21 protein-coding genes are annotated in these 25,671 nt (G+C 43.7%); 8 read left to right on the top strand and 13 right to left on the bottom strand.

Annotated features, from left to right (window positions below; genetic code table 11):
- Positions 1–43: 43 nt before the first annotated feature.
- Together QSH61_RS13315 and QSH61_RS13310 are read right to left on the bottom strand one after the other, a co-directional pair.
- On the bottom strand, positions 44–1,672 hold the full coding sequence (locus QSH61_RS13315; protein WP_206473317.1) for a methyl-accepting chemotaxis protein: 1,629 nt from the start codon (positions 1,670–1,672) through the stop codon (positions 44–46).
- A gap of 415 nt (positions 1,673–2,087) precedes the next feature.
- Positions 2,088–2,606 (bottom strand): hypothetical protein, encoded by a 519-nt coding sequence (locus QSH61_RS13310; RefSeq protein WP_010606560.1) that lies wholly within the window; start codon positions 2,604–2,606, stop codon positions 2,088–2,090.
- A 113-nt stretch (positions 2,607–2,719) separates the two neighbouring features.
- Here QSH61_RS13310 and QSH61_RS13305 point away from each other — a divergent pair, with 113 nt between their 5' ends.
- From QSH61_RS13305 to map, 5 genes are all read left to right on the top strand, one after another.
- Positions 2,720–3,208, top strand: a complete 489-nt coding sequence (locus QSH61_RS13305) for a hypothetical protein (RefSeq protein ID WP_102057258.1) — start codon at positions 2,720–2,722, stop codon at positions 3,206–3,208.
- Positions 3,205–3,579, top strand: a complete 375-nt coding sequence (locus tag QSH61_RS13300) for a rhodanese-like domain-containing protein (protein ID WP_102057257.1) — start codon at positions 3,205–3,207, stop codon at positions 3,577–3,579. Before QSH61_RS13305 ends, QSH61_RS13300 begins: the two co-directional genes overlap by 4 nt.
- 443 nt (positions 3,580–4,022) lie before the next feature.
- The gene (locus QSH61_RS13295) at positions 4,023–6,296 is read left to right on the top strand and encodes a TonB-dependent siderophore receptor (protein ID WP_206473319.1); all 2,274 of its coding nucleotides are present in this window, start codon (positions 4,023–4,025) and stop codon (positions 6,294–6,296) included.
- A gap of 166 nt (positions 6,297–6,462) precedes the next feature.
- A complete protein-coding gene (locus QSH61_RS13290; protein WP_206473321.1) occupies positions 6,463–6,663 on the top strand; it encodes a ParD-like family protein in 201 nt (66 codons plus the stop codon).
- Between the two features lies 1 nt (position 6,664).
- Positions 6,665–7,435 carry a type I methionyl aminopeptidase gene (gene map, locus QSH61_RS13285; protein ID WP_174169944.1) on the top strand — a complete coding sequence of 257 codons (771 nt, stop codon included), beginning with the start codon at positions 6,665–6,667 and terminating at the stop codon, positions 7,433–7,435.
- Positions 7,436–7,447: 12 nt separating this feature from the next.
- On the opposite strand, the gene QSH61_RS13280 is transcribed toward map, so the two are convergent.
- The 4 genes from QSH61_RS13280 to QSH61_RS13265 all read right to left on the bottom strand — a co-directional run bounded on the left by QSH61_RS13280 (position 7,448) and on the right by QSH61_RS13265 (position 13,375).
- The gene (locus QSH61_RS13280; RefSeq protein WP_206473323.1) at positions 7,448–8,251 is read right to left on the bottom strand and encodes a methyltransferase domain-containing protein; all 804 of its coding nucleotides are present in this window, start codon (positions 8,249–8,251) and stop codon (positions 7,448–7,450) included.
- A 31-nt stretch (positions 8,252–8,282) separates the two neighbouring features.
- Positions 8,283–9,038 (bottom strand): Nif3-like dinuclear metal center hexameric protein, encoded by a 756-nt coding sequence (locus QSH61_RS13275; protein WP_206473331.1) that lies wholly within the window; start codon positions 9,036–9,038, stop codon positions 8,283–8,285.
- 138 nt (positions 9,039–9,176) lie between these two features.
- Positions 9,177–10,250, bottom strand: coding sequence for an efflux RND transporter periplasmic adaptor subunit (locus QSH61_RS13270; protein WP_206473333.1), 1,074 nt, complete (start codon positions 10,248–10,250; stop codon positions 9,177–9,179).
- Between the two features lie 14 nt (positions 10,251–10,264).
- Positions 10,265–13,375 (bottom strand): efflux RND transporter permease subunit, encoded by a 3,111-nt coding sequence (locus QSH61_RS13265; protein ID WP_206473335.1) that lies wholly within the window; start codon positions 13,373–13,375, stop codon positions 10,265–10,267.
- Positions 13,376–13,660: 285 nt separating this feature from the next.
- Here QSH61_RS13265 and QSH61_RS13260 point away from each other — a divergent pair, with 285 nt between their 5' ends.
- On the top strand, positions 13,661–14,125 hold the full coding sequence (locus QSH61_RS13260; RefSeq protein ID WP_102057251.1) for a hypothetical protein: 465 nt from the start codon (positions 13,661–13,663) through the stop codon (positions 14,123–14,125).
- A 62-nt stretch (positions 14,126–14,187) separates the two neighbouring features.
- On the opposite strand, the gene QSH61_RS13255 is transcribed toward QSH61_RS13260, so the two are convergent.
- The 7 genes from QSH61_RS13255 to dinG form a co-directional block, all read right to left on the bottom strand.
- A complete protein-coding gene (locus QSH61_RS13255; protein WP_010606571.1) occupies positions 14,188–14,982 on the bottom strand; it encodes an NPP1 family protein in 795 nt (264 codons plus the stop codon).
- 100 nt (positions 14,983–15,082) lie between these two features.
- Positions 15,083–15,244, bottom strand: a complete 162-nt coding sequence (locus QSH61_RS13250; protein ID WP_010606572.1) for a DUF2496 domain-containing protein — start codon at positions 15,242–15,244, stop codon at positions 15,083–15,085.
- The gene (locus tag QSH61_RS13245; RefSeq protein WP_010606573.1) at positions 15,241–15,513 is read right to left on the bottom strand and encodes a late competence development ComFB family protein; all 273 of its coding nucleotides are present in this window, start codon (positions 15,511–15,513) and stop codon (positions 15,241–15,243) included. The genes QSH61_RS13250 and QSH61_RS13245 overlap by 4 nt, the downstream gene beginning before the upstream one ends.
- A 27-nt stretch (positions 15,514–15,540) precedes the next feature.
- Entirely contained in the window at positions 15,541–16,446 is a 906-nt protein-coding gene (locus tag QSH61_RS13240; RefSeq protein ID WP_206473337.1) for a histone deacetylase family protein, read from the bottom strand.
- Entirely contained in the window at positions 16,446–17,045 is a 600-nt protein-coding gene (locus QSH61_RS13235; protein WP_206473339.1) for a primosomal replication protein, read from the bottom strand. The genes QSH61_RS13240 and QSH61_RS13235 overlap by 1 nt, the downstream gene beginning before the upstream one ends.
- Positions 17,042–17,821, bottom strand: coding sequence for a TSUP family transporter (locus QSH61_RS13230; protein WP_206473341.1), 780 nt, complete (start codon positions 17,819–17,821; stop codon positions 17,042–17,044). Before QSH61_RS13230 ends, QSH61_RS13235 begins: the two co-directional genes overlap by 4 nt.
- Before the next feature lie 2 nt (positions 17,822–17,823).
- On the bottom strand, positions 17,824–19,893 hold the full coding sequence (dinG, locus tag QSH61_RS13225; protein WP_102057249.1) for an ATP-dependent DNA helicase DinG: 2,070 nt from the start codon (positions 19,891–19,893) through the stop codon (positions 17,824–17,826).
- Positions 19,894–20,060: 167 nt separating this feature from the next.
- On the opposite strand from dinG, the gene QSH61_RS13220 reads away from it, so the two are divergent.
- Together QSH61_RS13220 and QSH61_RS13215 are read left to right on the top strand one after the other, a co-directional pair.
- Complete coding sequence (locus QSH61_RS13220; RefSeq protein WP_206473343.1) at positions 20,061–22,397, top strand: DNA polymerase II; 2,337 nt, start codon at positions 20,061–20,063, stop codon at positions 22,395–22,397.
- A 381-nt stretch (positions 22,398–22,778) separates the two neighbouring features.
- The gene (locus tag QSH61_RS13215; RefSeq protein WP_010606579.1) at positions 22,779–25,646 is read left to right on the top strand and encodes a TonB-dependent receptor domain-containing protein; all 2,868 of its coding nucleotides are present in this window, start codon (positions 22,779–22,781) and stop codon (positions 25,644–25,646) included.
- Positions 25,647–25,671: the final 25 nt, after the last annotated feature.

The raw sequence follows: 25,671 nt of genomic DNA, 5'->3' as shown, positions 1-25,671 counted from the left end.
CCGTACCTAGGCTTAGGCGCTATTTATCCATTATGGCGGTATTTTAGAGCGTAAACTTGTCGACTTGCGACTTTAAGTCGTGGGCAAGTTTACTCATTTCATTACACGCCGTCGCGGTTTGGTTGGCGCCTTCGGTCATTTCAACAGCCGAGTAATTGATAGTCTCGATATTTTTGTTCAGCTCCTCTGAAACCACAGATTGCTGATGACAAGCTGACGCGATCTGTGTACTCATGGCTGCGATGCTATCAATTTGAGATTCAATTTGATGGATCATATTGCCGGCGACTTCTGATTGCTCAACGCAAAGTGCAATACCTTGCTCACAGCTCTTGGTTGCCACGCCGGTTTCCTTCGACTTGGTTTGTAGGTCATTGACGATTTCAACAATTTGCGTGGTTGAATCTTGAGTGCGCTGAGCCAGTGAGCGGACTTCATCCGCAACAACAGCGAAACCACGTCCCTGAGCACCTGCACGAGCAGCTTCAATAGCAGCATTTAATGCTAATAGATTCGTTTGCTCCGCGATTTCTCTGATTACGTCAACAACCACATTGATGTTGTGTGAGTTTTTTTCGAGATTATTGGCAAGTTCACCTGCAGATGTGACTGTTTGTGCAACGTCTGAAATATGATCGATATTTGATTTAAGTGCGTCGCTGCCTTCTCTGGCTTTTTCACTTGCCTGATTTGCTGATTCAGCGCCCATTTCTGTACTTTTAGCCACTTCACTAATCGCCGCTTGCATCTGTGTCATCGCGGATGCGACGGATTGCAGCTCATTTTGCTGTACATTCATACCTTGTGCATTCTGGTAAGAAATGGCATTTACTTCTTCTACTGCCGCAGTTAATTGAATGGCTGAGTCATTGATCATGGTGATCAAGGCGTGTAACTGTGAACGCATTTTTTCTAAAGATTGGGTCAATAAACCGAGCTCGTTCTTACCTGTATCTTCAAGTGCAATTGCGTGATTTAGCTCGCCACGGGCTATCTTACTCGCAAGATCCACGGATAAAGCAAGCGGTGTCTTAATCGCTTTACTCAAAAGTATGCAGATAATGACTATGGTTACTGCAACGAGTAATCCAGAAATCGCTAAAGTAAATAGGGTGCTATTAACTGCTGATATAGCCGAGCGCTCAGAATTTTCAACACTGCTATCATTTAATGCTTCCAGTTCACTAAGCTCAGACATGGCGTTGGCAAACACTGGATAGCTATCCAAAATAATACGATTTGCTTCTTTTGCGTTGCCACTTAGGATAAGGCTTTCGTAATGATAAGTCGCATTGACGTATCGCTGCCAAGCGGTAATAAACGCATTGAACAGTGCCTTTTCTTCTTTGCTGACTGGCAATGATTGATAAAATGCTATCTTGTCATTCAATGACTTCTTCAGATCTCTTAAAATAGCAAGCCAGTTGTGCACCTCTGGGTCTTCAGGGTTTAATGCAGTACTAAACTCATCTTTACGTATCGTTGCTAAGTCAATTTTAATGTCTTTAATGGTTTCCATAGATGGAATGCTGGTTCTGACAATGTAGTTTAGATTGGCATTCACTTCTTTCATTCCTTGGTAGCTCATCAAGCCAACTCCAATGAAAATGACAAAAAGTAAGGTGAAACTTAACGTTATTTGGTTAGATATAGATAGTTTTTTTAACTGCATTATTGAAGCTCAATGAATCCATGGATGATGATTGATATTTAAAGGGGCGGTATTGTATTTGAAAAGCAGGTGGTATTAGTAATTAAATATTTTTTGCTAATGTTTGCAGTTTGTATTATTTGTTGATTAAATTTGGTGTTTTGGGATTGTGGTTTTTTATTGAAAAATTAATATGGTTTTTTATTCTCTTTTAGTGGTTTTATTTTCGAAAAGCACGCTTTTTTAAAATTTGCTAAATTACTTTGTTTTTTTGTTTAAAGTCTTAGTGTTATGGGGTTTTATGGATAGTGTTTAATTATGAGGTTGAAGTGTGGTCTATAGGTGAATTAAAATTCACCCTAAACTGAAGTTGTAAAAAACTGCATAATATTGATTTCGTTAACTCGCTATGAAGTAATAGAAGTATTTGAGCTATTTAGACTTCATACCTTTTATCTCGTTGCCTAGTCATTTCATCAAGTACCATTTGGATCATCTGTTGCTTTATATCAGCATGCTGTGATTTAAGTTCATCAAGTTGTTGGGTTAAAATCTCAATTTCTTTTTCTGTTTCATTATCGCGATACTGTTTTGCGCCGGTATGCTCATATCTCAGGATATTTTCTTGTGTTGTTGGGATATCAGCATCGCTTACTGTGGATACTTTTATGGCTCGTTGTAGAGGTGTTTTTTTTAACTCGCTAATAAGCTGTTGTAAATGTTGGATTTGCTCTTTCATTAGGGCTTCTGACTGCTCTAACATTTCATATTGTTGCTTAAAATTTGGGTTGTTACCTTTGTATTTCTTTGCCTGTTTGTCCATAAACTCAGTCAATATGGCTTCATTTGTAGGTTTTTCTTCCGTTTCTTCTGTGGAATTACTCGTGGCAGTAGGTGTTTCGTTGTTTGCGTTTGGTGCGCCGGCAAAGTGATGTGGCTTCATTTGAATTTCCATAACGTTATCCTTGTTATCTCTATTTCTAACTGTATCGGAGTATTTCCTGATTTCTTTAGCTGTTTGGTTAAACCCCGCTAAGCTAACAAGGTTGGATATAAGGAGTCAGTGAAATGAAGGTATGGTTGGTTATTAGTATTTTGTTTTTTAGCTGTAATAGCTTAGCTAAATGTGAAGATCAAGGATTTAGACAGTTTGATTTTTGGCTTGGAGATTGGTCGGTAACGAGTGTAGGAGGCCTTGAGTCTGGGCGTAATCGCATTACCCGTGAGTATGATGGCTGTGTTATTAAAGAAAGTTATACCACTGAACTTGGGTATCGTGGTGAGAGTATAAATATTTATGATGCATCCACTCATCGTTGGCATCAAACTTGGGTGGATAATAGCGGACTGTTGTTGCGGTTGGATGGTGAGTTTCATGAAGGGAAAATGGTATTACAAGGGGATAGGAAAAATGCAGCAGGTATTAAGGTGACGGATAAGATAACATGGACTGCGAACCCAGATGGTACGGTACGTCAGGTTTGGCTGAGTAAGCAAGGGGCTGAAAAGTGGCAAATAGTATTTGATGGATTGTACAAAAAGGAGACTGAAAAATGAGAAAACTGATTATTAGCTTTATGTGGTTTGTTAGCAGTATTTGCTATGCCCAATCGGAAACGATCACACAGCAAGCACTGATGGTAAATCAAATGTCAGCAGACGCTTACACCATAGTGGACGTACGAAGCCCTGAAGAGTTTGCCGCAGGACATATCAAAGGGGCAATAAACATTCCTTTTAACGAGATTGAGACGCATCAGGAAGAACTGACTAAATTGACTGATACACCACTCGTTGTGTACTGCCGCTCTGGGCGTAGGGCTGGCATCTTTATTGAGGCACTAGCGCCAAAAGGCTACACCTTAAAACACCTAGAAGGTGATATGAATAAGTGGCTGGCGAAGTCTTTACCTGTGGTGAAGAAATAGGGGCTCCCTACTTTTTGAGTAAATAACCTGAGGTTTGGATAAGGAATGTTCCAACTCATTGTTTCTAAAGCACAACTTAGTTTTTCCTTGTCTAGCCAGAGAGTTTTAGGGAAAACACCGCTTCCGCGTCCTGCTCTCGCTAAGGTACCTACATCCTGTAGGCAAGGCGAATTTACGCACCAATAGCTGGCTATTGGAAGTGAATTCAACGCAGTTAGCGCTAAAACTGGCTGCTAGAAAGGCATTAATTATCCGCAGCTCAGGTTAAATAGTAGCGGGTAAAAACAAAAGGTAAACGGCAAAGCTTAATAAGTTTTGGTCACTACCACACTTGAATTGCGCTTCAAATAACGGCATATAACTAAAAAAGGGACTTGAAAGAGTTGGTAATATAAATGATAATCACTATCGTTTTCATAATGAAGTTAATTTAGGGAAAAACGATGTGCTCTTCATCTTCACGTACAATAAATAATTCTTTAAAACTCTCTCTTTGCGCCACTTTTGTGCTGTTCTCACTACACGGCAATGCACATGCCGCTGAAGTTGCTGATGATACGTTAGCTGCTGATGCCGCGGGTGATGGTAGGGCTCAAGAACTAGAGCATATTTATGTGACTGGTACGAGTGTAAAAAATTACACCGAGTCTTCGAACAAAGCGGCATTAAAAATGATTTTATCACAGCGTGAGACGCCTCAAGCGGTGACCGTTATCACAAATCAAATGATGCAAGATTGGCAGACGGTTAACATTGATGAGATCTTGGAACATGCAACGGGCTTTTATGCAAAGCGGGGAGCCAGTCTTGATAGGACACGTTTTTCTGTACGTGGCGGTGATGTCAATTTAATCCAAATAGACGGTGTGCAACAGTTCCCAGGTGGCCGAAGACCAAATGTAAATGGTGATGCGGTTGCTTATGAGCGTGTTGAGATTGTACGTGGTGCAAATGGTTTATTAACTGGCGTTGGTGACCCAACCGCGACCGTAAACTTAGTAAGAAAACGTGCAACAAGCGATGAGTTTAAGGGCAGTGTGGCGGTTTCGGCTGGTAGTTGGGATAATTACCGCGCAGAGGTGGATGTGGCGAGTGGGTTAAACCAAGAGGGCAGTATTCGCGGCCGCTTTGTTGCTGCACATTATGAAAGAGATTCCTACATTGAGCGTTATAGCCAGGAGAAGACGTCTATATACTCTACCGTTGAGGCTGATCTGACCGATTACACCTTATTGCGACTCGGTGTGGAATATGCTGATACTGCTTCAAAAGGGGCGATAAATAGCCACTCTCAACCTTACTTTTACGCTGATGGTAGTCGCTATCAGGGACGCCGTGGTGACACCGGGATGACGGCAAAATGGAGTAGCTGGCCAATCGAAGAATACACCTATTTTGTTGGGCTTGATCACGCGTTTGAAAACGATTGGCAACTCCATGCCATCGCGACTTACAATACCATTGAGATGCAAGGTGGGCTGCTGTTTTTCGTCTATCCTGATGGGCCTATTAACCCAGATGGTAGCAGCGATAATGGATTCGGTTACAGTGCTGTAATAAGTAGCTCCGAAGATGAACAAAAGACAATAGACTTGTCACTCCAAGGCCCGGTTGAGTTATTTGGTCGTACGCATGATGTCATTTTCAGCTACAACCAATTCAAGCGGGAGCGTACGTCATTTGGTAATGAAGCCAACCAGACTACTATTTCATTAGAAGGGTTAAATTTTCACGATTGGACAGGTGACGTGCCGCGCTATCCATTTAAAGATTTAGGCCGTGATAGTTTGACGGTAACAGACTCTAATGGTGGATTTGTGGCCGTGCGTGTTAACCCGCATGATGATGTTAAGCTTATTGTTGGCGCTAGGATCACCAATTGGGAGTACGATATTGACCTCTATGATCCTAATAACGGTAAGTTTCTTCGTAACCGCTATCACGAAAAGGTGGATACAGAAGTCACACCTTATGCCGGGCTCGTGGTTGATATTAATGAGCAATATAGTGTTTACGCAAGCTACACCGAAGCATTTCAGCCGCAAGCCTATTTTGATATCAATGATAAAATGCTCGACCCAAGCACAGGCGAAAGCTATGAGCTAGGGGTAAAAGGTGAGTTACTTGATGACACCTTGAACTTTACGGCAGCGGTGTATCGCAATGTTGAAAATGGACTTGCGATTGCCGATCCAAATTACCCAGACAGCTATCTAACTCCGCAGGGCAATAGACCATATATTCAGCGCGGTGAAGGCGATACGACAGAAGGCTTTGAAGTTGAGTTTACAGGCTCTATCAATGAGCAGTGGAATATCAGCTTAGGGCTATCAAAACACAAAACTGAATCAAAAGATGGCAAAGAGCTGTTAACGGATCAGCCCAAAGAGCTCATAAACCTGTATACCACCTATGACTTTAGCGAGTTTGTTGACGGCTTGACTGCGGGGCTTGGAATTAATTGGCAAGGTAGCTTTTATGCAATACCACAAAGGCCATTGCCGGGCGGCGGTAGCGAGGCGTATAAGATCACACAATCTTCCGGAGCGTTACTTAATTTAATGGCAAGATATGAAGTGAGTGAACAGCTTAGTGTGTCGCTTAACTTCAACAACCTACTGGATGAAAGTTACTACAACAGTATTTCATCTTGGGACGGCTATGTAATGCACGGCGAACCGTTCAATTGGCAATTAGGGATGCGCTATAGCTTTTAGTGAGTCAACCTAAGCTTGGGTGACTTAAGCTTAAAATACGGAGTGCACCGCCGAGGCGGTGCATTTTTTTGCTTCAAAATAATAAGCAAATTGGCATTAGATTTTGCATTGTTCCGCAACTCCGTTATTATATGAATTATATATGATATGTATATGGTTTATATAAATGGGTATCGTAAAAATTTCAGATGAACTACACGATGAGATCCGTGAAGCAAGCACTGTGATGTCGCGCTCAATCAATTCACAGGCTGAGTTTTGGATTAAAATTGGGCGACTTGCCGAGCGCAATCCAACGCTTACGTTTACAGAGATCATTACGGCAGAAATGACGCGAGTGAAGTCACAACAGCTACAAGGAAATTGAGATGCAAGAGGTTACTTTCAAAACCGCTGATGAGATCCAATTGATGCGCGAAAGTGGGCGATTGCTTACGCAAGTGTTTGACTATATTGATAGTTGGATTGAACCCGGAATTTCTACGCTAGAGATTAATGACAAAGTGCACAACTTTATTGTTGATGAGCTTAAAGCGCGTCCTGCCAGCCTTGGTCAATATGGTTATCAGTTCGTCCTTAATAGCTCTGTGAACGAGGTCGTGTGCCATGGTGTGCCGAGTAAATCACAAATCTTAAAGTCTTCTGATATTGTAAACATCGATATTACGCTTGAGAAAAATGGCTTTATCAGCGACTCCAGCAAAATGTATGTGATGCCAGACGCATTACTCCCAGCCAAAAAGTTAGTGGCAACGACTTACCAAGCGATGTGGGCTGGAATAAAAATGGTTAAACCTGGAGCAAAGCTTGGGGATATCGGTTCAGCTGTACAGCAAGTGGCTGAAAAAGCCGGCTACACTGTGGTACGCGAGTATTGTGGTCATGGGATAGGTAGAGAAATGCATGAAGCGCCAAATGTACTGCACTATGGCAAAGCAAATACCGGGATGACGCTAAAGCCTGGGATGACCTTTACCATTGAGCCGATGATCAATCAGGGTAGCGCAAAAATTAAAACCAAAAAAGATGGCTGGACTGTGGTAACCCGAGATAAAAAGCTATCGGCGCAGTGGGAGCATACTGTGTTGGTAACAGATGACGGCGTTGAAGTGTTAACCCTAAGAGCGGAAGAAGCGTAAGCAGTGCTGTACTTACGCTTGTTTTAATATCAAGTGGGTATAACGACCTAGAGATGCATAGGGCTCTTGGCGATTGTATTTAAGCTCTAAGGCGAGCAAAGCGTCAAAATCTTCATCCGCCTTACTCAACTCCCTTAAATAGTCATGAAAACAGCGAACACCGGTTTTTTGCATAACGCTGAGCTTTGCCTCATTAAGCCAAGTTGCCATATCAGTTTGGCTAATTGGTTTATTGGGACTGAGACCTACTTTTTGCTTTACCTTAAGGCCTTTTTGCACATAGTCGAAGTTACCGTACACCATATTGGCCATCAGATGCGCCTCATGGTTGAAATACATTAGCGAAAGCAAGCCAGTTTCGCTCAGCTGCGACTTTAGCAGCATAAGCGCACTTTGTTGCTCAACTAGCCATTCAAACACCGCATGGCACAATACTAAGTCGAATTGTCCTAAGTGCAGCGTATCGAGTGCTTGCAGGGGCGCGTGGATAAAATGCAGCTGGTCACTCAGTCCGGCTTCATCCGCGCGCGTTTTGGCAAGTTCAAGCATCTCTTCAGAAATATCAATCACAGTGACATGGTGGCCAAGCGATGCTAGAAAGAGCGCCAATTGCCCTTGTCCGCCGCCAACATCTAATATGCGTTTGCCACTTGATTGCGTTAACCAGTTAACTTGTGCGCTTAAGTCGCGCTTGAGCACCGCTTCTCTGATTTTGCCTTTATTGGTGCCATAGATATTGTTTTTAAACTTGTGAGTTAGTTCAGCAAAGTTTCTATCTGTCGGTGCCGGCTTTTGTTGCTGCTTTTTTCTAGCCATATGCAAGATCACTTAATTAAGCAAAGTGCTATTAAACCGGGTTGTCGATATCAATAAATTCAACATCCAAACCATATTGCGAAGCCAAATATTCACCAAGAGCCTTCGCGCCGTAACGCTCTGTGGCATGATGTCCAGCCGCGATAAAGTGGATCTGCTGTTCGTTTGATGAATGAATGGTTTGCTCTGATGCTTCACCCGTTAAGTAGGCATCAATGCCTTGGCTTGCCGCGAGATCGATAAAGCTTTGCCCACCACCTGTACACCAAGCGATGGTGCTGATCGGGTGATCGCCTGCAACATTTAAGAGCGGTTTTCTACCGAGTTTTTCTTCAACTAAAGCGGCAAAATCAACAGCAGTCATTGGCGTCGTTAATTTACCTTTTACCGCTACGCTATTTTTATTCCAAGGTTCAAGCGGTCTTTCATATTCAAGCCCAAGTAACTTACCGAGCTGGGCGTTATTCCCGAGTTCAGGATGAACATCCAGTGGAAGGTGGTAAGCGATTAAGTTGATGTCATTGGCAAGCAGGGCTTGTAGGCGGCGCTTTTTCATGCCCGTGACACATTGATCTTCCCCTTTCCAAAAATAGCCGTGGTGAACCAAAATGGCATCTGCACCTCGTTCAATAGCGGCATCAATTAAAGCTTGGCTGGCGGTAACACCTGTGACGATTTTTTGGATTTCGTCTGTCCCTTCTACTTGCAGACCATTTGGACAGTAATCGTTAATTTGAAATGGCTTCAGTAATTCCGTTAATTGATTCACTAATTTGGTTCGTTTCATAACACCCCCTAACTCTCAGATAGCGCTAGTTTAACTGGTTTTACGATAGATCAAAAAGGGAGAATATCGTGGGGGTGGAAAAGAAAAATGAGCCGCTCGTCCATGAGTGAGCTCATTGGGCTAGTAACTGGTTTGTTATTAAGGGTTTGTCACCTCGACGTCTTGTCCTGTTTGCAGGCGCTCAGCACCGCGAACGGCGACTCTATCACCGGCATGTAAGATATCGCTGGTGCGGGGAGTAATTTCCACCCATTGGCCTTTGCCATTGCCGACGGTGACAGGAATTTGTTCGGCTTTATTTTGCTCATCTATTTTGACGATATGGGTGCCTTGTTTACGTAATATTAAGGCGTCCCGGTCAACCAGCAATACGGCTTGTTTGCTGGTGAGCGGCACCGCTACATCAACTAATTGACCAATTGCCCACCTATGGGTCTGATCTGCTGCCAGTGCTGCACGCACTTCAACGGTTTGTGAGCGCGGATCGGTTGAGGGGATCACCGCTGTGACTTTTGCTGACGTGTTATCTGGCTGCGATAAATCACCAGAACGGATTGGCAGCGCTATGCCTTTTTGCAAAAACTTTAAGTATTTAACGGGCACATATAGGCGAACTTCTAGATGATGGATATCTAATATGGTGAGCAGTTCGTCGGCGCGGTTTATTTCTCGACCCGCGCGCTTAAAACGTTCACTGATAACGCCATCAAATGGTGCACGGACCGTTGCGCGAGTCAACTTATCGTCAATAACCTTAAGTTCGACTTCTGCTAAGGCGATATCCGACAGCGCTAGGTCATGTTTATTTTGCATTTCATCGACTTGACTCTCTGCCGCACTGCTGGCTTTTGCGAGCTTCTTTAATCGAGTCAATTCTTGTTGATATAAGCGTAAATTGATCTTGGCTCGATTTAATAATTCGGCTTGGCGGGCCTTATCGAGTTCCAGCGGAAGTGTATCCATACGTACTAAGATTTCGTCTTTTGCGACACTGGTACCGGGTTCTGCTACGTACAACAAACGGCCACTAACTCCGGCGGTCAGCGTCACGTCGTCTTTCCCATACAGTGTGCCACTAACTTCAATTTCGCTCGTGAGAGGGGCTTTTGTCACTTCTGCGACGGTGACTGGCACCACGGCGATGGCTTGTGGCGCAACGATCCCAGCACATAGTGCTAGGGCCTGAAGTGTCTGTTTTATCGGGTTTTTCATTCTGTTCTCACTACTTACTGATTGGCAACTAGGCTGAGCGGGGCTTTGGCCGTTGATTTGTTTGTTTCGGATGGCGGAGTTTGCCGCCCAAGTTGCAATAAACTCGGCATCAACACTAAGGTAAATAAAGCACTGATAGCCATACCACCGACGATGACGGTCGCAAGGCCGCGGTAGATTTCTGAGCCTACGCCTGGCATGAGCATTAGTGGCAGCATGCCAAACAGACTGGTTAAGGTGCTCAAGTAAACTGGCCTTGCTCTTAGTAACACCGCTTGTCTGACCGATGCTTCACGGCTCATACCTGATACCATCGCAACGCGAGTCTGATCCACCAGCAAAATGGCATTATTAACGACCAGCCCAAGCAAGATGATAAAGCCTATCATGGTCAGTAAATCCAAGGACTGGAAGGTAAAGAGGTTTAAGATATACAGAGCCAGCACGCCACCTGCGATAGCCAGTGGCATCACTAACAATACCAAGGCGCTGTCTTTGGCGGACTTGAACAGCGCGGTCATTAACAAGAACAAAATGAACAACGCGAGGACAAAATTCAACGCCATTTCTTCCATTGCGGAATTCATCTTTTGTGCATTTCCCGCCAAAATAGCACCCGCACTGGCCGGTAGGCTTGCGCGCACTTTTGGCATCACCTGTTCACTCAAGATGGTTTGCACTTGCTGCAGGCTCATATCAGCCGGAGGCGTGACAACAATGCTGACCGTGCGACGACCATTAACACGCCGCAGTTGCGTCGGGCCAACTGTACGTTCTATATTTGCCAACTCGCCGAGAGTTTGAATTCCTGACTGAGGGGTTACGATAGGCAAGGCTTTTAGTTCCTCAGGGCTTTGCCAAGGGATACCACGAAGAATAACGTTCATACGCTCGTTACCATCAAAATACTCATTGACGAATAATCCACCGGTATAAGCTTGTACCGCTTGAGATACATCTCGACGCGTTAATCCCGCTTGGGTGATCCTGCGATCGTTAGGCGTTAATCTAAGCTCTGGCTCTGCCATATCCAATCGCGGCTGAGGTCTGGCCGTTGCCTCAGGGAGTGCGGTTTGCACAGCTTGTAGAGCCACTTGAGCAGCTGAGATTAAGTCGTCCATATTGGGACCTGTAAGGTCAATATTGATATCGCGACCATCGCCGCCATTGGCGACTTGGATCATGGAGCCGCGAAAGAAAAATACTTGAGTATCGGGAAGGTCAACGAAGATTTCTTCTCTGGCCACTTTCATCAGTTCTTCAACACGTTGAGGGTCGGCTGAATAGATAAAACCGCCAGCATTAGAGCCAAACGCATAGAAATTAAAGTCTTTAATACCAGGTTCTTTTTCGCCTTGGTAATAGGGCATTAAGCGTTTTTTCACGCGCAGCAGCAATTCTTCTTCCATAAACTGTACGTTGCCACCAGGTGGTGTCACTAGGTTAAAGAAAAAGCCATCGGTGGGGGCTCTTGGCATAAAGTCAGTTTTTGGCAGCATGGTCATGGTTGCAACCACCGAGCCACCCAGTAATACGCCAATCCAAGTAAGTTGCTTTACTCTGTTATTGGTCAACTTCATGATGAAGTTGGTGAGCTTTTGCCAGTATTGATGATAAGGATCTGGTTTTAGTTCAGAGTCTGGCCACAAATGGTTTGCCAGTGGAATAAGGGTAATCGCACACAACATTGACGCAATAACGGCAATCGAGAGTGTCAGAGCTAAATCAGAGAATAGCTGTCCCTCAATACCCGCCATAAAGAGAATAGGTAAAAAGATGGCGACGCTGGTGGTTGTCGAAGCAAATAATGCTCCTGTCACTTGGGCAGCTCCTTTTAAGGCGGCTTTTTTGTTATCGAATCCTTCAGCTCTTAAGCGTGAGATATTCTCTTGGACTATGATAGCGGCGTCTAGTACAAGGCCCACTGCAAATGCCAATCCCGCCAACGAGATCACATTTAGACTACGGTCAAAGATATTAAGTGCGAGAAAGGCGACCATCAATGAAATGGGGATTGTAGCTGCAATCACCAAGGTTGCTTTTAAGCCTCTAAAAAATAGCCACAGAATTAAACAAGATAAGAGTACCCCAAGGCCTAAGTTACTTTTTACTAAAGAAAGTGCATTTCGAATGTGGACGGAGGCATCAAAGCTGAGCTCAATCGATAAGCCATTTTCAGCCAGCGGCCCTTGGTTTAATTCATCAATTGCAAGGTTGATTTCATCAAGCAAGGCAACGGTATTTGCTTCGTTGGCCCGAGAGAGCCGAATATAATAGGCCGGTTTACCATTGCGGCCACTCATGCCCAAACGGTCTGAAAAGGTGCGCTCAACACTTGCAATATCACCTAAGTAGATTGGCCTGTCCCCAGAGTAGCCGACACGCATTTGAGCCATACTGGAAAGGTCATATTGGCCAGTGAATCGCACGGTATATTGACGACGCCCAACGTTGGCAAGACCTCCAGAGGTATCGCGAGAGCTTGCAAGTACATTACTGATTTGATCTAAACTAATACCAAGCGCGGCGGCTTTGTGCGGATCAAAAGTAACACGCAGCTCTTTTGGCCGCTCACTCGCTAGATCGACACGTGCCACGCCGGGAATTCGTGCAAGTCTTGGTTCAATAAACTCGTCGATTTGCTTTTGAAACTGCGCCATATCAAAATCGAGACTATTTGCCTGATAGTCTTTGGGCGTGACCAACAAAGTGGCTGCTGCTTCACCGTTATTACCGCCGGCGAATACGACTGGGTCTAGCGCATCAAGTGGCAACGGTGGGGCTTGATTTAAGCTTGTTAGCACATCTAGCATCGCTTGTTGCATATTTGCACCCACCGCAAATGTTAGCGTAATAGAGCCATTACCACGATTGATGTTGGTATTAACCTCAAGTGCGCCAGGTGTGTTTTTTACCGCATTTTCTAGCGGTTCGATGATCACTGATTCTATTTCTTCTGGGGCGGCTTGGCGCCATCCCGAGAAAATCGTGATCTGTGGTTGCTCAATATCTGGCGTCAACTGAATGGGCAGTTTAAATATACTTAACAGCCCAAATAAAATAATCAACACCAAGATGACAATTACACTCGCTGGGTTTTTTAGCGAACTGCGTGTCACATTCATCGGTACGTTTCCAATCTTGCTTTTTCTGCATTGTAGTGTGATGTAAAAAAAGTGCCAGTAAGGTGAAATTTACGTTTGCTAAAGCTAGCGCTAAATTGGCAAAAATAAGCGATAAAGTGCGGTTCTGTAATACCTTGTAACGCTTTTTTATAGTTTGAAAAACTTTTTGATCTGAATTAAAGGCAATTGAACTTGCACTAGTAAGATCAATAGAAGTGGCTAAACTTAGCTGGGCATGATCAGTTCTTTGCAATAATTGATAAATGATGTTCAAAAGGAGGTTATATGTACGTTGCGTTGAAATGGGACCATATTATCGGGGCACATTTTGTGCAGTGGATTGTCGTAAAGTGCAATGGTATATCGGATAAATTTGGATTACCTCAAGCCTTACCACCTAGGCGTGATATTGCCTATTTCACTGATCCTCAATCGGCGGAGCAAGATGCTAAACAATTTGCGGATTACAAAAATACCGGGCAAATGGCGGATATTGAAAAAAAATACTCACCTAATTTGGGGGAGCACCATGGCTTTTGTCACTATGCGTGGGATCACACCTATCTCGGTGAATTAGTAAAGCACGCTGTGCTCTATTGGGAAGATGGCAAACACTTCTCACCTGAGCCATATCGAAGCGATATTGCTTATTTTATCGATCCGCAAACAAGTGAAATGGATAGTATTTTCTTTGCACAATATAAACTAGAGCGAGCAAGGTTGCTTAGGCAGAAGCAAGACGCAGGCTAATACCAATTGGTATAGCATATCGACTCACCTCATCGATTGATGAGGTGAGTTTGTCTAAGCAATTACTGAGCGTTGTCTATATCACTTTGCGCGTAAGTTGGGTAGTCACTTGGTTTAAAGCGATTGAGGTTATTGAGGAAACGACTGTCTTTAACGGGCAAGGTGGCGGAGCCATAATCATATTGATTGAGCTTTTCTCGTAATGCTGTGTTCGAAATTCCATCTCCAGCCATTTTGTACCAACTGATGATAGCGGGTGTGACAAAGCGGTGATAGTTGTTTTCAGCGATTTCGTTTGATTTGGCAAAGCGCAGTGCATGGGTCAAAATGCCGTCTTTATGATAGACAATTTTTAAGTGGCCATTTTCGAATGGTAGCTCATTAGCAGGTTTAGTGAATAAGTCGCCATGTGCGCTATAGCTACCATGTGTAACTATCCCATCTCGAGTCCATACCGCTGCATATTCCCAGTCATGGCGGTGACCACCACCAAAGTAGTCGAACACTTGGTCTTTTTTGAAGTAAAGTGCATAGAAGTGTCCACAATACTCGCCGTTAGTTGTTGTTTTACAGGCGTAGCGGTGCACAGTATTAGAGGTATTTAAAAATTGATTATCTCTGCAATCTCCTGTGATGCGGCCCGATGTTTTTAGCCCTGAATTTTGCGCGCCAGTTCTACTGATCCCAGCACTCGGCAGGCAACCATCACCATCAAAATCAAACACAGGTTCAGTACCGTTGATAATGTAGGGTGCTGGGAGGGCTTCGTCTAATGCAGCAAAGTCATTGGCGTAAGCATATTGTGCAGACGCAGCAATAATCGCGAGGGACAATAAAGGGAGTTGTGTTGTTGTCATACAGCTTTCCTTAATAAACGCGGTTGTGCCGTTTTGCACAACCGCTATTGATTAGAATCTAAGGTTAAAAAATAAGTATGACTTAAATGTATATTTAATGTTAAGTTTTTTGTTGGTTATTCAGCTTGTTTTGAAAGTCAGATCTGACAATTTCAAGTGCAGCCATGACTTCCTCCGCAGGAAGATCATGCTCCTCTAACAACATAATGAGGTCGACGGCAAGCTTTACATGAGTTGGCGCTTGTTCTAAAGGGGTACTCATACTTGAAATTGTTCCTTTTTAGCGATTTGTGAAATGGCAAAATCAATCGCACGCTCTACCGCCTGTTCCATTTTTACACGCTCGGGCTGAGGCAGGTAAAACTCCATGTCGACATCGTAGCGAATATAACGCGATGGTAGTTGGTTCAATACAGTACAACAAAAGTCAGCCATTACGTCTTCATCATAAATTTTATCTAACTTACGACGGACGATATGTTCGACGACCAGCTTCTCATAATAATTATGAATATCATCATGTAACTTCATACAGCCTCCTGCACACTCCTTTTAAGTTTATATCATAATAGCGGGGTTATCGAACAAAGCCAAAAAGGTTTGTTGATGTATATCTACAAGATGATCAACGTCGCGCTGGTAGCCCCCACCCAGAGCAAAAGCTAATGGGATATTGAGGTGATGAGCATACTCAAAAACAATCGAATCTCGAGCTCTAACACCTTGCTTTGAAACACTAAAGTGTCCTAGTTCATCGCCTTGATAGACGTCTGCACCAGCGTTATAGAGGATGATGTCTGGCTGGTATAATCGAACCGCCAGTTGTAAGGCTTCGCGGACGGTTGCCACATATTGCGCATCCTGTGTATTCACAGGTAAGGCAAAGTCCAAATCGGATTGCGGTTTAATGCGAGGAAAGTTACTTTCACAGTGGATGGAGCAGGTAATGATATCGTCTCTATCTGCAACGATCGTTGCTGTGCCATCGCCTTGATGTACGTCACAGTCAAAGATCAGCACTCGCTCAACCCGTTGATGGGCAATGAGCGTTGCCGCGACCACCGCCCAATCATTAAATATGCAAAAGCCGCTGCCAAAATCGCGATGTGCGTGATGATAGCCGCCGCTTAAGTTTGCTCCAAATCCATATTCGAGCGCATACTTTGCTGCCGCTAAACCGCCACCTAGAGAAATCAAAGTGCGTTCAACTAGTTGCTCACTCCAAGGAAAGCCCATTTTCTTAATTGCTTTTTCGCTCAACGTGCCGTTTAGAAAGCCATCAACGTAATTACTGTCGTGGCAAAGTTGCAGTGCATCAGCTGTGATTTTTTGCTCGGGTTCTTTGATAAATTTAGCAAATCTACTGGCGTTTATTCGTTGGTATAATTTTTTATACTTGCTGATAGGGAAGCGATGCTTTTCAGGCAGGCTCAACTCGCTATAAATAGGGTGGTAGTACAGCATTAACGGCTCTGACTTTTCTCAACTTCTTGAATTTTTTGCTCGGTGGCGGAAATGGCTTTTCTACAGCGGCCAAGGCGGGCATGAAGGGCTAATATTTCGGCATTGAGTTTGGCAGCTTGAGTGGGCTCTGCTTTGTCCATCTGTAGTCTTCTGAGATCAATCATTTCTTGCAGTCGACGCTCAAATTCATGATTTTGTGACAGCTCCTGATATAACTCATGGGACGACTGCATAATCTTCTGCACTGCCTTCTTATACACTTTGGTTTTTTTTGGTGTATTCAGTTTGTTTTCTTTCGCCCAGACCGGGGTTGATTTTAACACCTTCAACACGGCTTCCATTTGTGAACCTATCCGTTCGATGGCAAATGTAAAGGCGTGGCGCTGTTCACTTGGCGGCAGGTGGGACATTGCTTCTGCTATTTCTTCAACATAGTCGCTGAGCTTTAAGCTTTTAGTTCGAAATACACGGGCATCAAATAAGCTGGGCTGTGCCTGCATATAACGATTCTTATCAAACCATTTCGCGGAGTCAAATTGCGCTGCTTGTTGCTTTAAGCGGCTGACTTGTTGCTCAAGCTTGATAAGCCCTGTGCTCACGAGAAATAAGCCTCAAAAATGAGCTTGCCAGCAAGTACAATAACCACAGTGTTAAAGAGTGGTTTGATTAGTTTGTTGCCAAACTTAATCGCAGAATGCGCACCAAGCCAAGCTCCAAACATTAAAAAGGCGCCCATGGTGATACCCAGCATAAAGTTAACATGACCCAAGGCTACAAAGGTGATAAGCGAAATAAAGTTGGAAACAAAGTTCATTGAACGAGCAAGACCACAGTTTAAAAGTAAACTCATTTTATAGAGCATACTGTTAGACGCAGTCCAAAACGTGCCAGTACCAGGTCCTGCCATACCATCAAAAAATCCCAACGATAAACCTTGCGCCCACTGCTTGATTTTGAGTGTTCGATTCGCTTCTGGCAAAGTATGGGAATCTGTTGGGCTTAGCCTACCGACTAAGCTATAAATTGCGACAGCGATGATAATAACGGGGATAAGTTTATTTAAAAACTCGATACTTAAAAAGTCGACAAGTAATGTGCCCAATACGGCACCTATCGCCGTGGCAATAATAGAGCCAATCCAAAAGCTAGGTTTGAATAACTGCTTTTTGTAGTAGGTAAAGCTCGCAGTTAAGGAGCCAAAACTCGCGGCAAGCTTGTTGGTACCTAAGGTTAAATGCGGAGGAAGGCCAGCAGTAAGCAAAGCTGGTACGGTTAGCAGCCCACCACCACCTGCAATTGCATCAATAAATCCAGCAGCCAGTGCGACTAAGCAAAGTAACCCCCAAGTTGTGGGATCTAAAGCGAGTTCAAACATTATTAATCAATTTGCCTTTTGTATGGTGGCAGAGTATCAAGCATGGCTTTGCCATAACGTTTTGTAACTAAACGTCTATCTAAGATGGTGATACGGCCGGAGTCTGATTCCTTACGCAGCAGTCTACCACAGCTTTGTACTAATTTCTTTGCAGCATCGGGTACCGTGATAGATAAAAATGGATTCCCACCTTTACTTTGTACGAATTCCGCCTGGGCTTCCTCAATAGGGGATGTTGGCACGGCAAAAGGGATCTTAGTCACCACGAGGTTCTCTAAGTATTTTCCGGGTAAATCTAGTCCCTCGGATAAGCTTTGTGTACCAAATAAGATACTGCCACGACCTAAGTCGATATTTGCTTTATGACGAGTGAGTAGGGCGTCACGGGAAAGCTCACCCTGTACCAAAATATTGAGATTTTTACCTCTTAATTTTTCTACCACATGATTCATTTGCCAATAAGAAGCAAACAGTACAAGGTTAGCCTTACTGGTGTCTAAATAGGTTGGCAGGGCATCCGCTAAATAATCGCTAAAGGCTTTATCCGTTGGATCTGTTTGGGTTTTTGGCAAATGCAATGTCGCTTGATTGGGATAATCAAACGGAGAATCAGCCTTGATATATTTAACACCAGGCTCTTTTGCCAACCCACTTTCGTGGGCGAAATGATCGAATGTGCCCAAAGCACTGAGGGTTGCGGAGCAGAGCACCGCGCCTGCACACTCTCGCCAGAGGTGATCCTTCAAATAATAGCCGACTTCAATCGGACAATCGCAAAGTAAATGGTCGTGATGGTGTTTGTATTCTAAGCGTTTTATCCACCTTGCATGTGGCACGCTGTCGCCTTTTCGAGCATAGCTAAACCAGAGTTTGTTGAGTTGCTCAAGTCGGTTGATATATTGACCGCTTTCAACCAATAACGGGTCGGCTAAAAAAGCTTGTACATCGCCGTCTGAAACATCGCCCGATAGAGCATCATGCATCTTGGTAAGGCAACGCAGTGCATCTTGCGTGGCATCCGCAATATCTTTTGCTTTTACGGTGAGCGCTTCAGGTACTTCGCCATGACTAAAGCGGTAGGTATCGTCATCGTTATAAGTAAAGTCGCTCTGATCGAGTATATCCCTTACCGCTCTAAGGTACTTCGCAGCGTCATTGGCTGCATCATTCAGTTTGAAATTCTGCCCAATGGCTTTTTGCGAAACCACGGTGTTTGCCATCTTTCCGCTAAACTTAAGTAGCTTTTCAAGCCACTCGATAGTGCCTTTAATCGTTGCCGCTGCAGAAGAAAAATCTCTGGTAATATGAGGCAGGTGGTGCGCCTCATCAATTACGTAAAATGTTTCTTCTGGTTCCGGTAATATCGTTCCGCCACCTAGTTCTAAGTCGGCCAGTAACAAAGCGTGATTAATCACCAACACATCCATTTGTGCAATCTTTTGTCGAGCTAAATGAAAAGGGCATAAGTGATGAGATTTTAGTTGCCGTTGGCAGGCGTGTTTATCACAAGCGATAACATTCCAAACTTTATCTGGAATTGTGTCTTCCCAGCTATCTCTATCACCTTGCCAGCGCTTTTCTTGGTAAGCAAGTGCTAACTCTCTTAAACACCTTTGCTCCATTTGAGAAAGCGGACTGCTGGTTGTCGGCATCATCGACATTTGCATCTCATCATCGCTGACGGCAGCCATCAGTTTTTGTACACAGATGTAGCGTTGACGGCCTTTTACAAGGTCAAATTTAAAGTCTATGCCTGAATGTTCTTTTAAAAATGGCAACTCTTTGTTGATCAGCTGTTCTTGTAAAGCGACGGTTGCAGTCGAGATGACGAGTTTCTTTTTACTTGAGAGTGCAACAGGAAGCGCGCCGAGTAGATAGGCTAAAGATTTTCCAGTACCTGTTCCTGCTTCAATCACGCAAATACGTTGAGTGCGGTGATAATCACCAGAGAGTGTTTTTGCGATTTCGGCGACCAGATAATTTTGACTCGGACGAGGACGAAAGCCATCTAAAGCGGAGGCGACATTTTGATGTGCTTGGCGGATGGTTTTTTTTAGTTTGTCTGAGAGCATAATCTATTTAGCCTAGAGTTCTGATATGAAGCAAGCCTACCACTTGAGTCTCGATTTTTAGTTAATCACTGCGTTAATGGATAGGTTTTATTCTGTTTGTGACTTTATGTTCAATAAACAGGTGGATATAATTACAGTGATTCGTCTATTTTAGGGTGGTATTGGAGTTGGCACAAGCGATATATCAGGGCTTTATTTTATCGAGACAGCAGATGCAGGTAAATGGCCAACTGCGCTTGTGTTATTGGCTCAAATCGCAACATCAGTTACTCAAGGTGTGGGTAGAGGATGAGCAGCCACTCTTTTTCATTAAACAAGATAAAAAAACGGAAGTAGAGCTGCTGCTAAGTCGCGCTCAGTTGCAGTTTAGCATCTCGCCAAGTCAACTAAAGCACTTCGATCAAGCTCCTGTTTGTGTTGTGAAATTTCGCACCTTGAATCACTTCTATGAGGCAAAACAGCTACTTGAAAATAAAATCGCGTTATATGAAGAGGATATTCGCCATTCCGACCGCTATTTAATGGAGCGCTTTATTCGCGGAGCTGCTTGGGTCAAAGGTAAAGCCACGCAAAAACCGGGCTATATCGAAATTACTCAGGCGCAATTTAAGGCTTGCGATGATTATAGGCCACACCTTGAAATGCTTTCTATCGATATAGAATGTAACGGCGAGGGGGTCTTATTTTCGGTGGGTTTAGTGACCGATACCAAAAAGCTGGTGATCATGATAGGTGAGGCGCAACATGCTGCCGTCAATGTCGTTTGGGTTGAAGATGAAATTGCGTTACTAGAAGAGCTGGTCAAGCAAGTGAATCGTTTAGACCCAGATGTGTTAATCGGGTGGAACGTGATTGAGTTCGATGCCGCAATACTTGTGGAGCGCGCGCAGGCTAACGGCGTCGCACTTGCGATAGGGCGAGATGGCGGAGCGATGTCAACCTTCAAAGGTAACTATACCCGGGTGTTTATTCCGGGGAGAGTGATGCTAGATGGCATCGATATGATGAAAAATGCGACCTATCACTTTGAAACATTTAAACTGAGCTTTGTGGCTGAGAAGATTTTGGGTGCTACCAAGCTTATCGCACAGGACGACAGGCTTGAGGAAATCATCAGGCAGTTTCATCATGATAAACCGGCGCTCGCAGCGTATAACTTACAAGATTGTCAGTTGGTGCTCGACATTTTTAGTAAACTAAACTTACTTGAATTTGCCCTCGCTCGAACTCAGTTGACGGGTTTGGAACTCGAGAAAATGGGCGGCTCAGTCGCTGCGTTTACCAACTTGTATTTACCGTTACTGCACCGTAGCGGTTACATTGCACCAAATTTATCTGAGCATGGTATTAACTTTGACAGTCCCGGCGGTTATGTCATGGACTCAAAGCCAGGCCTCTACCAAAATATTTTGGTACTCGATTTCAAAAGCCTTTACCCCTCAATTATCCGCACTTTTTGCATTGACCCTATGGGGTTAATAGAAGGATTACAGCATCCTGAACGTGCCATAGAGGGCTTTAATGAAGGTAAATTTAGCCGCACAGAACATCATTTACCGGGTTTAGTCGCCGCGCTCTCCAGCGCACGTGAACAAGCTAAATTAGACAAAGACATGATGCTCTCACAGGCGATTAAAATCATCATGAATAGCTTGTATGGCGTACTTGGTTCAAAAGGCTGTCGCTTTTACGATCCCCGTCTTGCGAGTTCAATAACGATGCGCGGTCATCAAATAATGCAACAAACGCGAACCTGGATTGAACAGCTTGGATATGAGGTGATCTACGGCGATACCGACTCAACTTTCGTCTGTTTACCCGAGTCTTTGCGTAGCGAAGCGTGCCAAGCAATAGGCAAGCAGCTGATGGTAGAAATTAATGAGCGCTGGCGCGCTTTACTTACGGAAAGCTTTGGTCTTCACAGTTATTTAGAAATAGAGTTTGAAACACATTATAGCCCATTCTTTATGCCCACCATTCGTGGTCAAGAAGTCGGCTCTAAAAAGCGATATGTTGGGCAGATCACAGATCTTGGCGAGCAAAAGCTGGTTTTTAAAGGAATGGAGACCGTGCGTAGTGATTGGACGGAAATTGCAAAGGAATATCAACAAGCAATTATTCGCGCGCTGTTTGACGGGCTCGACACCGTTGAGATCACTCATCAATACATAAATGAGATTTTCGCTGGAAAAGTAGACGAAAAACTTATTTATAAAAAGAAGCTTGGTAAGTCTGTTGAGTTATATACAAAAAATATCCCTCCTCAGGTAAAAGCTGCGAAACAAGCTATCGAAGATGGATTGTTGCAAACTGCTAAAAAGGGGGCGCAAATACCGTATTATTTAAGTACCGATGGACCCAAGTTCGCGCAGCAAGGCAAGCTTGTAGATATTGATTATTATCAATACATTGAAAAACAAATTCTTCCTATATATCAGATGCTTCCAAATGCATCTAAGCTATCAATTCGTTCAGATGGGCAACAAAGTTTCGATTTGATTTAATAGGGATCGTGCTTTCAAATTGCAGCCACCTTCAAGTCTCAAAATTAATTGATCAGCAAAAACACACTAAAATGAAGTTCCTTTTTTGTTAACTAAAATGGTGTGTTTCACCTTATTTTCATATTTAGTCCCGTTTTTGTGGATTTTTATTTTTATCAAGCTCACGGTTATGTGGTTTTGTTGTTTTAATTCAGTATTTTATGTTGATATTTATTTGTGCCTGCAATTTGTAATTGCAAAAAATGGTATAATTAACCTTGATCATTACTCGGGTGTTTGTTTAATATCTTGCCCCTAATGTTGCCAATTTAGAAATTAACAAGGCGACAAAATAATAATTAATACAAGCTGTTTACAATAAAACAATCCAGGGTGATTCACATGCTAAACAATAAGTTAACTAAGGCGATTCGCTTAGCGATCGCGTTTGGTGGCGCTAGCGCTGCCGTGTTTGCAACCAATGTAGTTGCAGAAGAAGAAGGCGCGAAAAGCGTTGAGCGTATTGAAGTTACAGGTTCTCGCTTAAAGCGCACCGACCTTGAATCTACTGCCCCAATTACTGTTATCGGCGGCGAAGCGCTTGGCGATATGGGTATCAGTAACGTTGGTGAATTTGTTCAATCAAACCCAGTTATGTCTGGATCACCAGCAACAACAACGCGTAACAACGGCGGTAGTGGTGGTGTATTTGTAGAACTACGTGGTTTAGGTTCAGAGCGTACGCTAGTACTTATCAATGGTCGCAAGCCTGTAAGTGCAGACTTCCAGAATATTCCTGCTGCGATGATCGACCGTATCGAAATTCTAAAAGATGGTGCTTCGGTTGCGTATGGCTCGTCAGCAATGGCTGGTGTTGTAAACATCATCACCAAAAAAGAACTTACTGGTGTTGAAGTTAAAGCAACAACGTCTTGGTATGACATGTTTAGTGGTGGTAAAGAGCAAAGCTTCCAACTAGTTGGTGGTAAAGAGTTCGATGCAGGTCATATCACAGTAGGTTTCGATTATACCAAGCAGGATCCAATCTATCAGGGTGACGTGAAAGATGTTAACTTCTTCCAATACCCTTGGCAGGTGCTCTCAGAAGAAGGTGCTAAGAGCTTTTACGAGAACGGTTTAATTCCAGATGGTGACAATGCGAACGTATTCATTTTAGGGTCTGGTTCTACTCCTTGTGGTAATTTCTACGTTGAAGGTAAAGGTAACTTTACCAACGACAAATGCCCAAGTGGTGGTGACGGTAAGCCTTCTCTAAGCGACATGCGTCCATTTGTTGGCGGTGGTGAAGTAAACGATACTTACAACTACAACCCAGTAAACTTAATGCAAACACCTTTTGAAGTCGTTAACTTCTTTGTTGATACTTCATTTGAGTTAAACGATGACCTTGTTGTATATACAGAAACACGCATCAATAAGCGTACCTCAAAACAGGAACTTGCGGCTGTACCTTTCGACACAGCCTATGACCCAGGCTATGTAGTTACACTGTCAAATGGTTCGACGGCTAACGGTGTGTCAGCTGATAACTACTATAACCCATTCGGTGAAGATGTTTATCGCTCTCGTCGTCGTATGCTAGAGGGTGGTCGTTACTTTGAACAAGATTATGTTCGTTTCCAACAAGTTGCAGGTCTAAAGGGCGCAATTAACGATAACTGGCAGTTCGATGCTTACTACAACTATGGTGCAAATAGCCTTCAAGATACTGACTTTGGTCAGCTATACGGTCCACACCTAGCAAAAGCTTTAGGCCCATCATTCAAAGATGACGCTGGCAATGTGGTATGTGGTACGCCTGACGCACCTATTTCTGATTGTGTATCGTTAAATGTATTTGGTGGCCCAGGAACTGTGACGCAAGAGATGCTTGACTACATTACTGCTCCACTAGGCGATCACTATAATGATTCATTCCACCAAGTTCGTGTTGACGTGTTTGGTGAGCTATTTGAAGTCCCAGCAGGTTATGTTTCAAGTGCATTTGGCCTTGAGTATTACACCACTGAGTTTGAACAAGTAAATGATTCTGGTAAGTTCTTTGATTCAGTGACTGGTAACACCAGTAAGCCACTAACAGGTCTATCTAAGAACTACACAGCTGCATCGGCAGAGTTCTTGATCCCACTAGTTCGTGATTTAGGTGTTGAATCTGCAGATTTAACGCTAGGTGCACGTTATGACGACTTTAGCACAACTGGTTCAAACTTCTCTTGGATGGCTAAAATTGAGTCAAACATTTTTGATGGCTTAAAGTTCCGTGCAAACTATTCCGAAGTATACCGTGAACCAACGCTAAGCGATTTGTATTCGCCAGAGCTTGATTCATTTGAAAGCGCTTCAGATCCGTGTTCTGCGGCAAACATTGGTGGTTTATCTGCAGCCGGTCAGGCTAAATGTCTTGAAATGGGGGCTCCAGCAGGCGGTCACAACAGTGCTGACGCGCAAGTTCGTACACGTTTAGGTGGCAACACAGGTGTTCAATCTGAAGAAGGCGAAACATTCACTATTGGTTTTGTGTGGGCTCCTGATTTTGTTGAAAACTTAGGTGTCACTATTGATTACTGGGATATCAACATTGAGGGTAAAATTGGTTCTCTAGCAACTGATGATATTCTGCAGGGTTGTTATGCTGGTCTTATCGAAGATATGTGTGCAAAAATCTCACGTGGCTTTGATGGTTCAGTTGACCGTGTAGACAGCCGCACTACAAACTTACAAAGTATGACTGCTCGCGGTATCGACCTTGATGTGAATTATTCATTTGACACAGACTTCGGTGCATTTGTTGCTAGCGTATCATGGACTCACTTCTTAGAGCGTGGAGAAGAAAACTTTGATGGTGAAACAGGTACATTTATCGTTGAAGATCTCGTTGGCAGATTTGAAGATGACACGTCTTACTTTGAAGACAAAATCTTATTCAATCTACGTTATGACCTAGACAACCTACGTGTTGTGTGGGCTGCAAACTATCAGTCTGGTCTTGAGTACGGTGATCTAACTTACATTAAGCGTGATAATTACGATTCACTAGCAGGTTTAGTTGCTAAAGTTGATTCATATGTGTATCACGATTTAACAGCACAATACTCATTTGACACGAACACAACGGTGCAAGCCGGTATTCGTAACCTAACGGACGAGCTACCTCCTTATATTGAAACAGCGTTCAATGCGAACACTGATGAAAGTAACTTCAAGCTATTCGGACGTCAGTTCTTCTTAGGTGTAACTCAGAAGTTCTAACCGAAATTTAGCAATTTTGACCCAA

Source organism: Pseudoalteromonas sp. JC3, from assembly GCF_030291895.1.
Classification (GTDB): Bacteria; Pseudomonadota; Gammaproteobacteria; order Enterobacterales; family Alteromonadaceae; genus Pseudoalteromonas.
The sequence above is the reverse complement of the archived record's forward strand: the minus strand, read 5'-3'. Positions and strand labels throughout refer to the sequence as shown.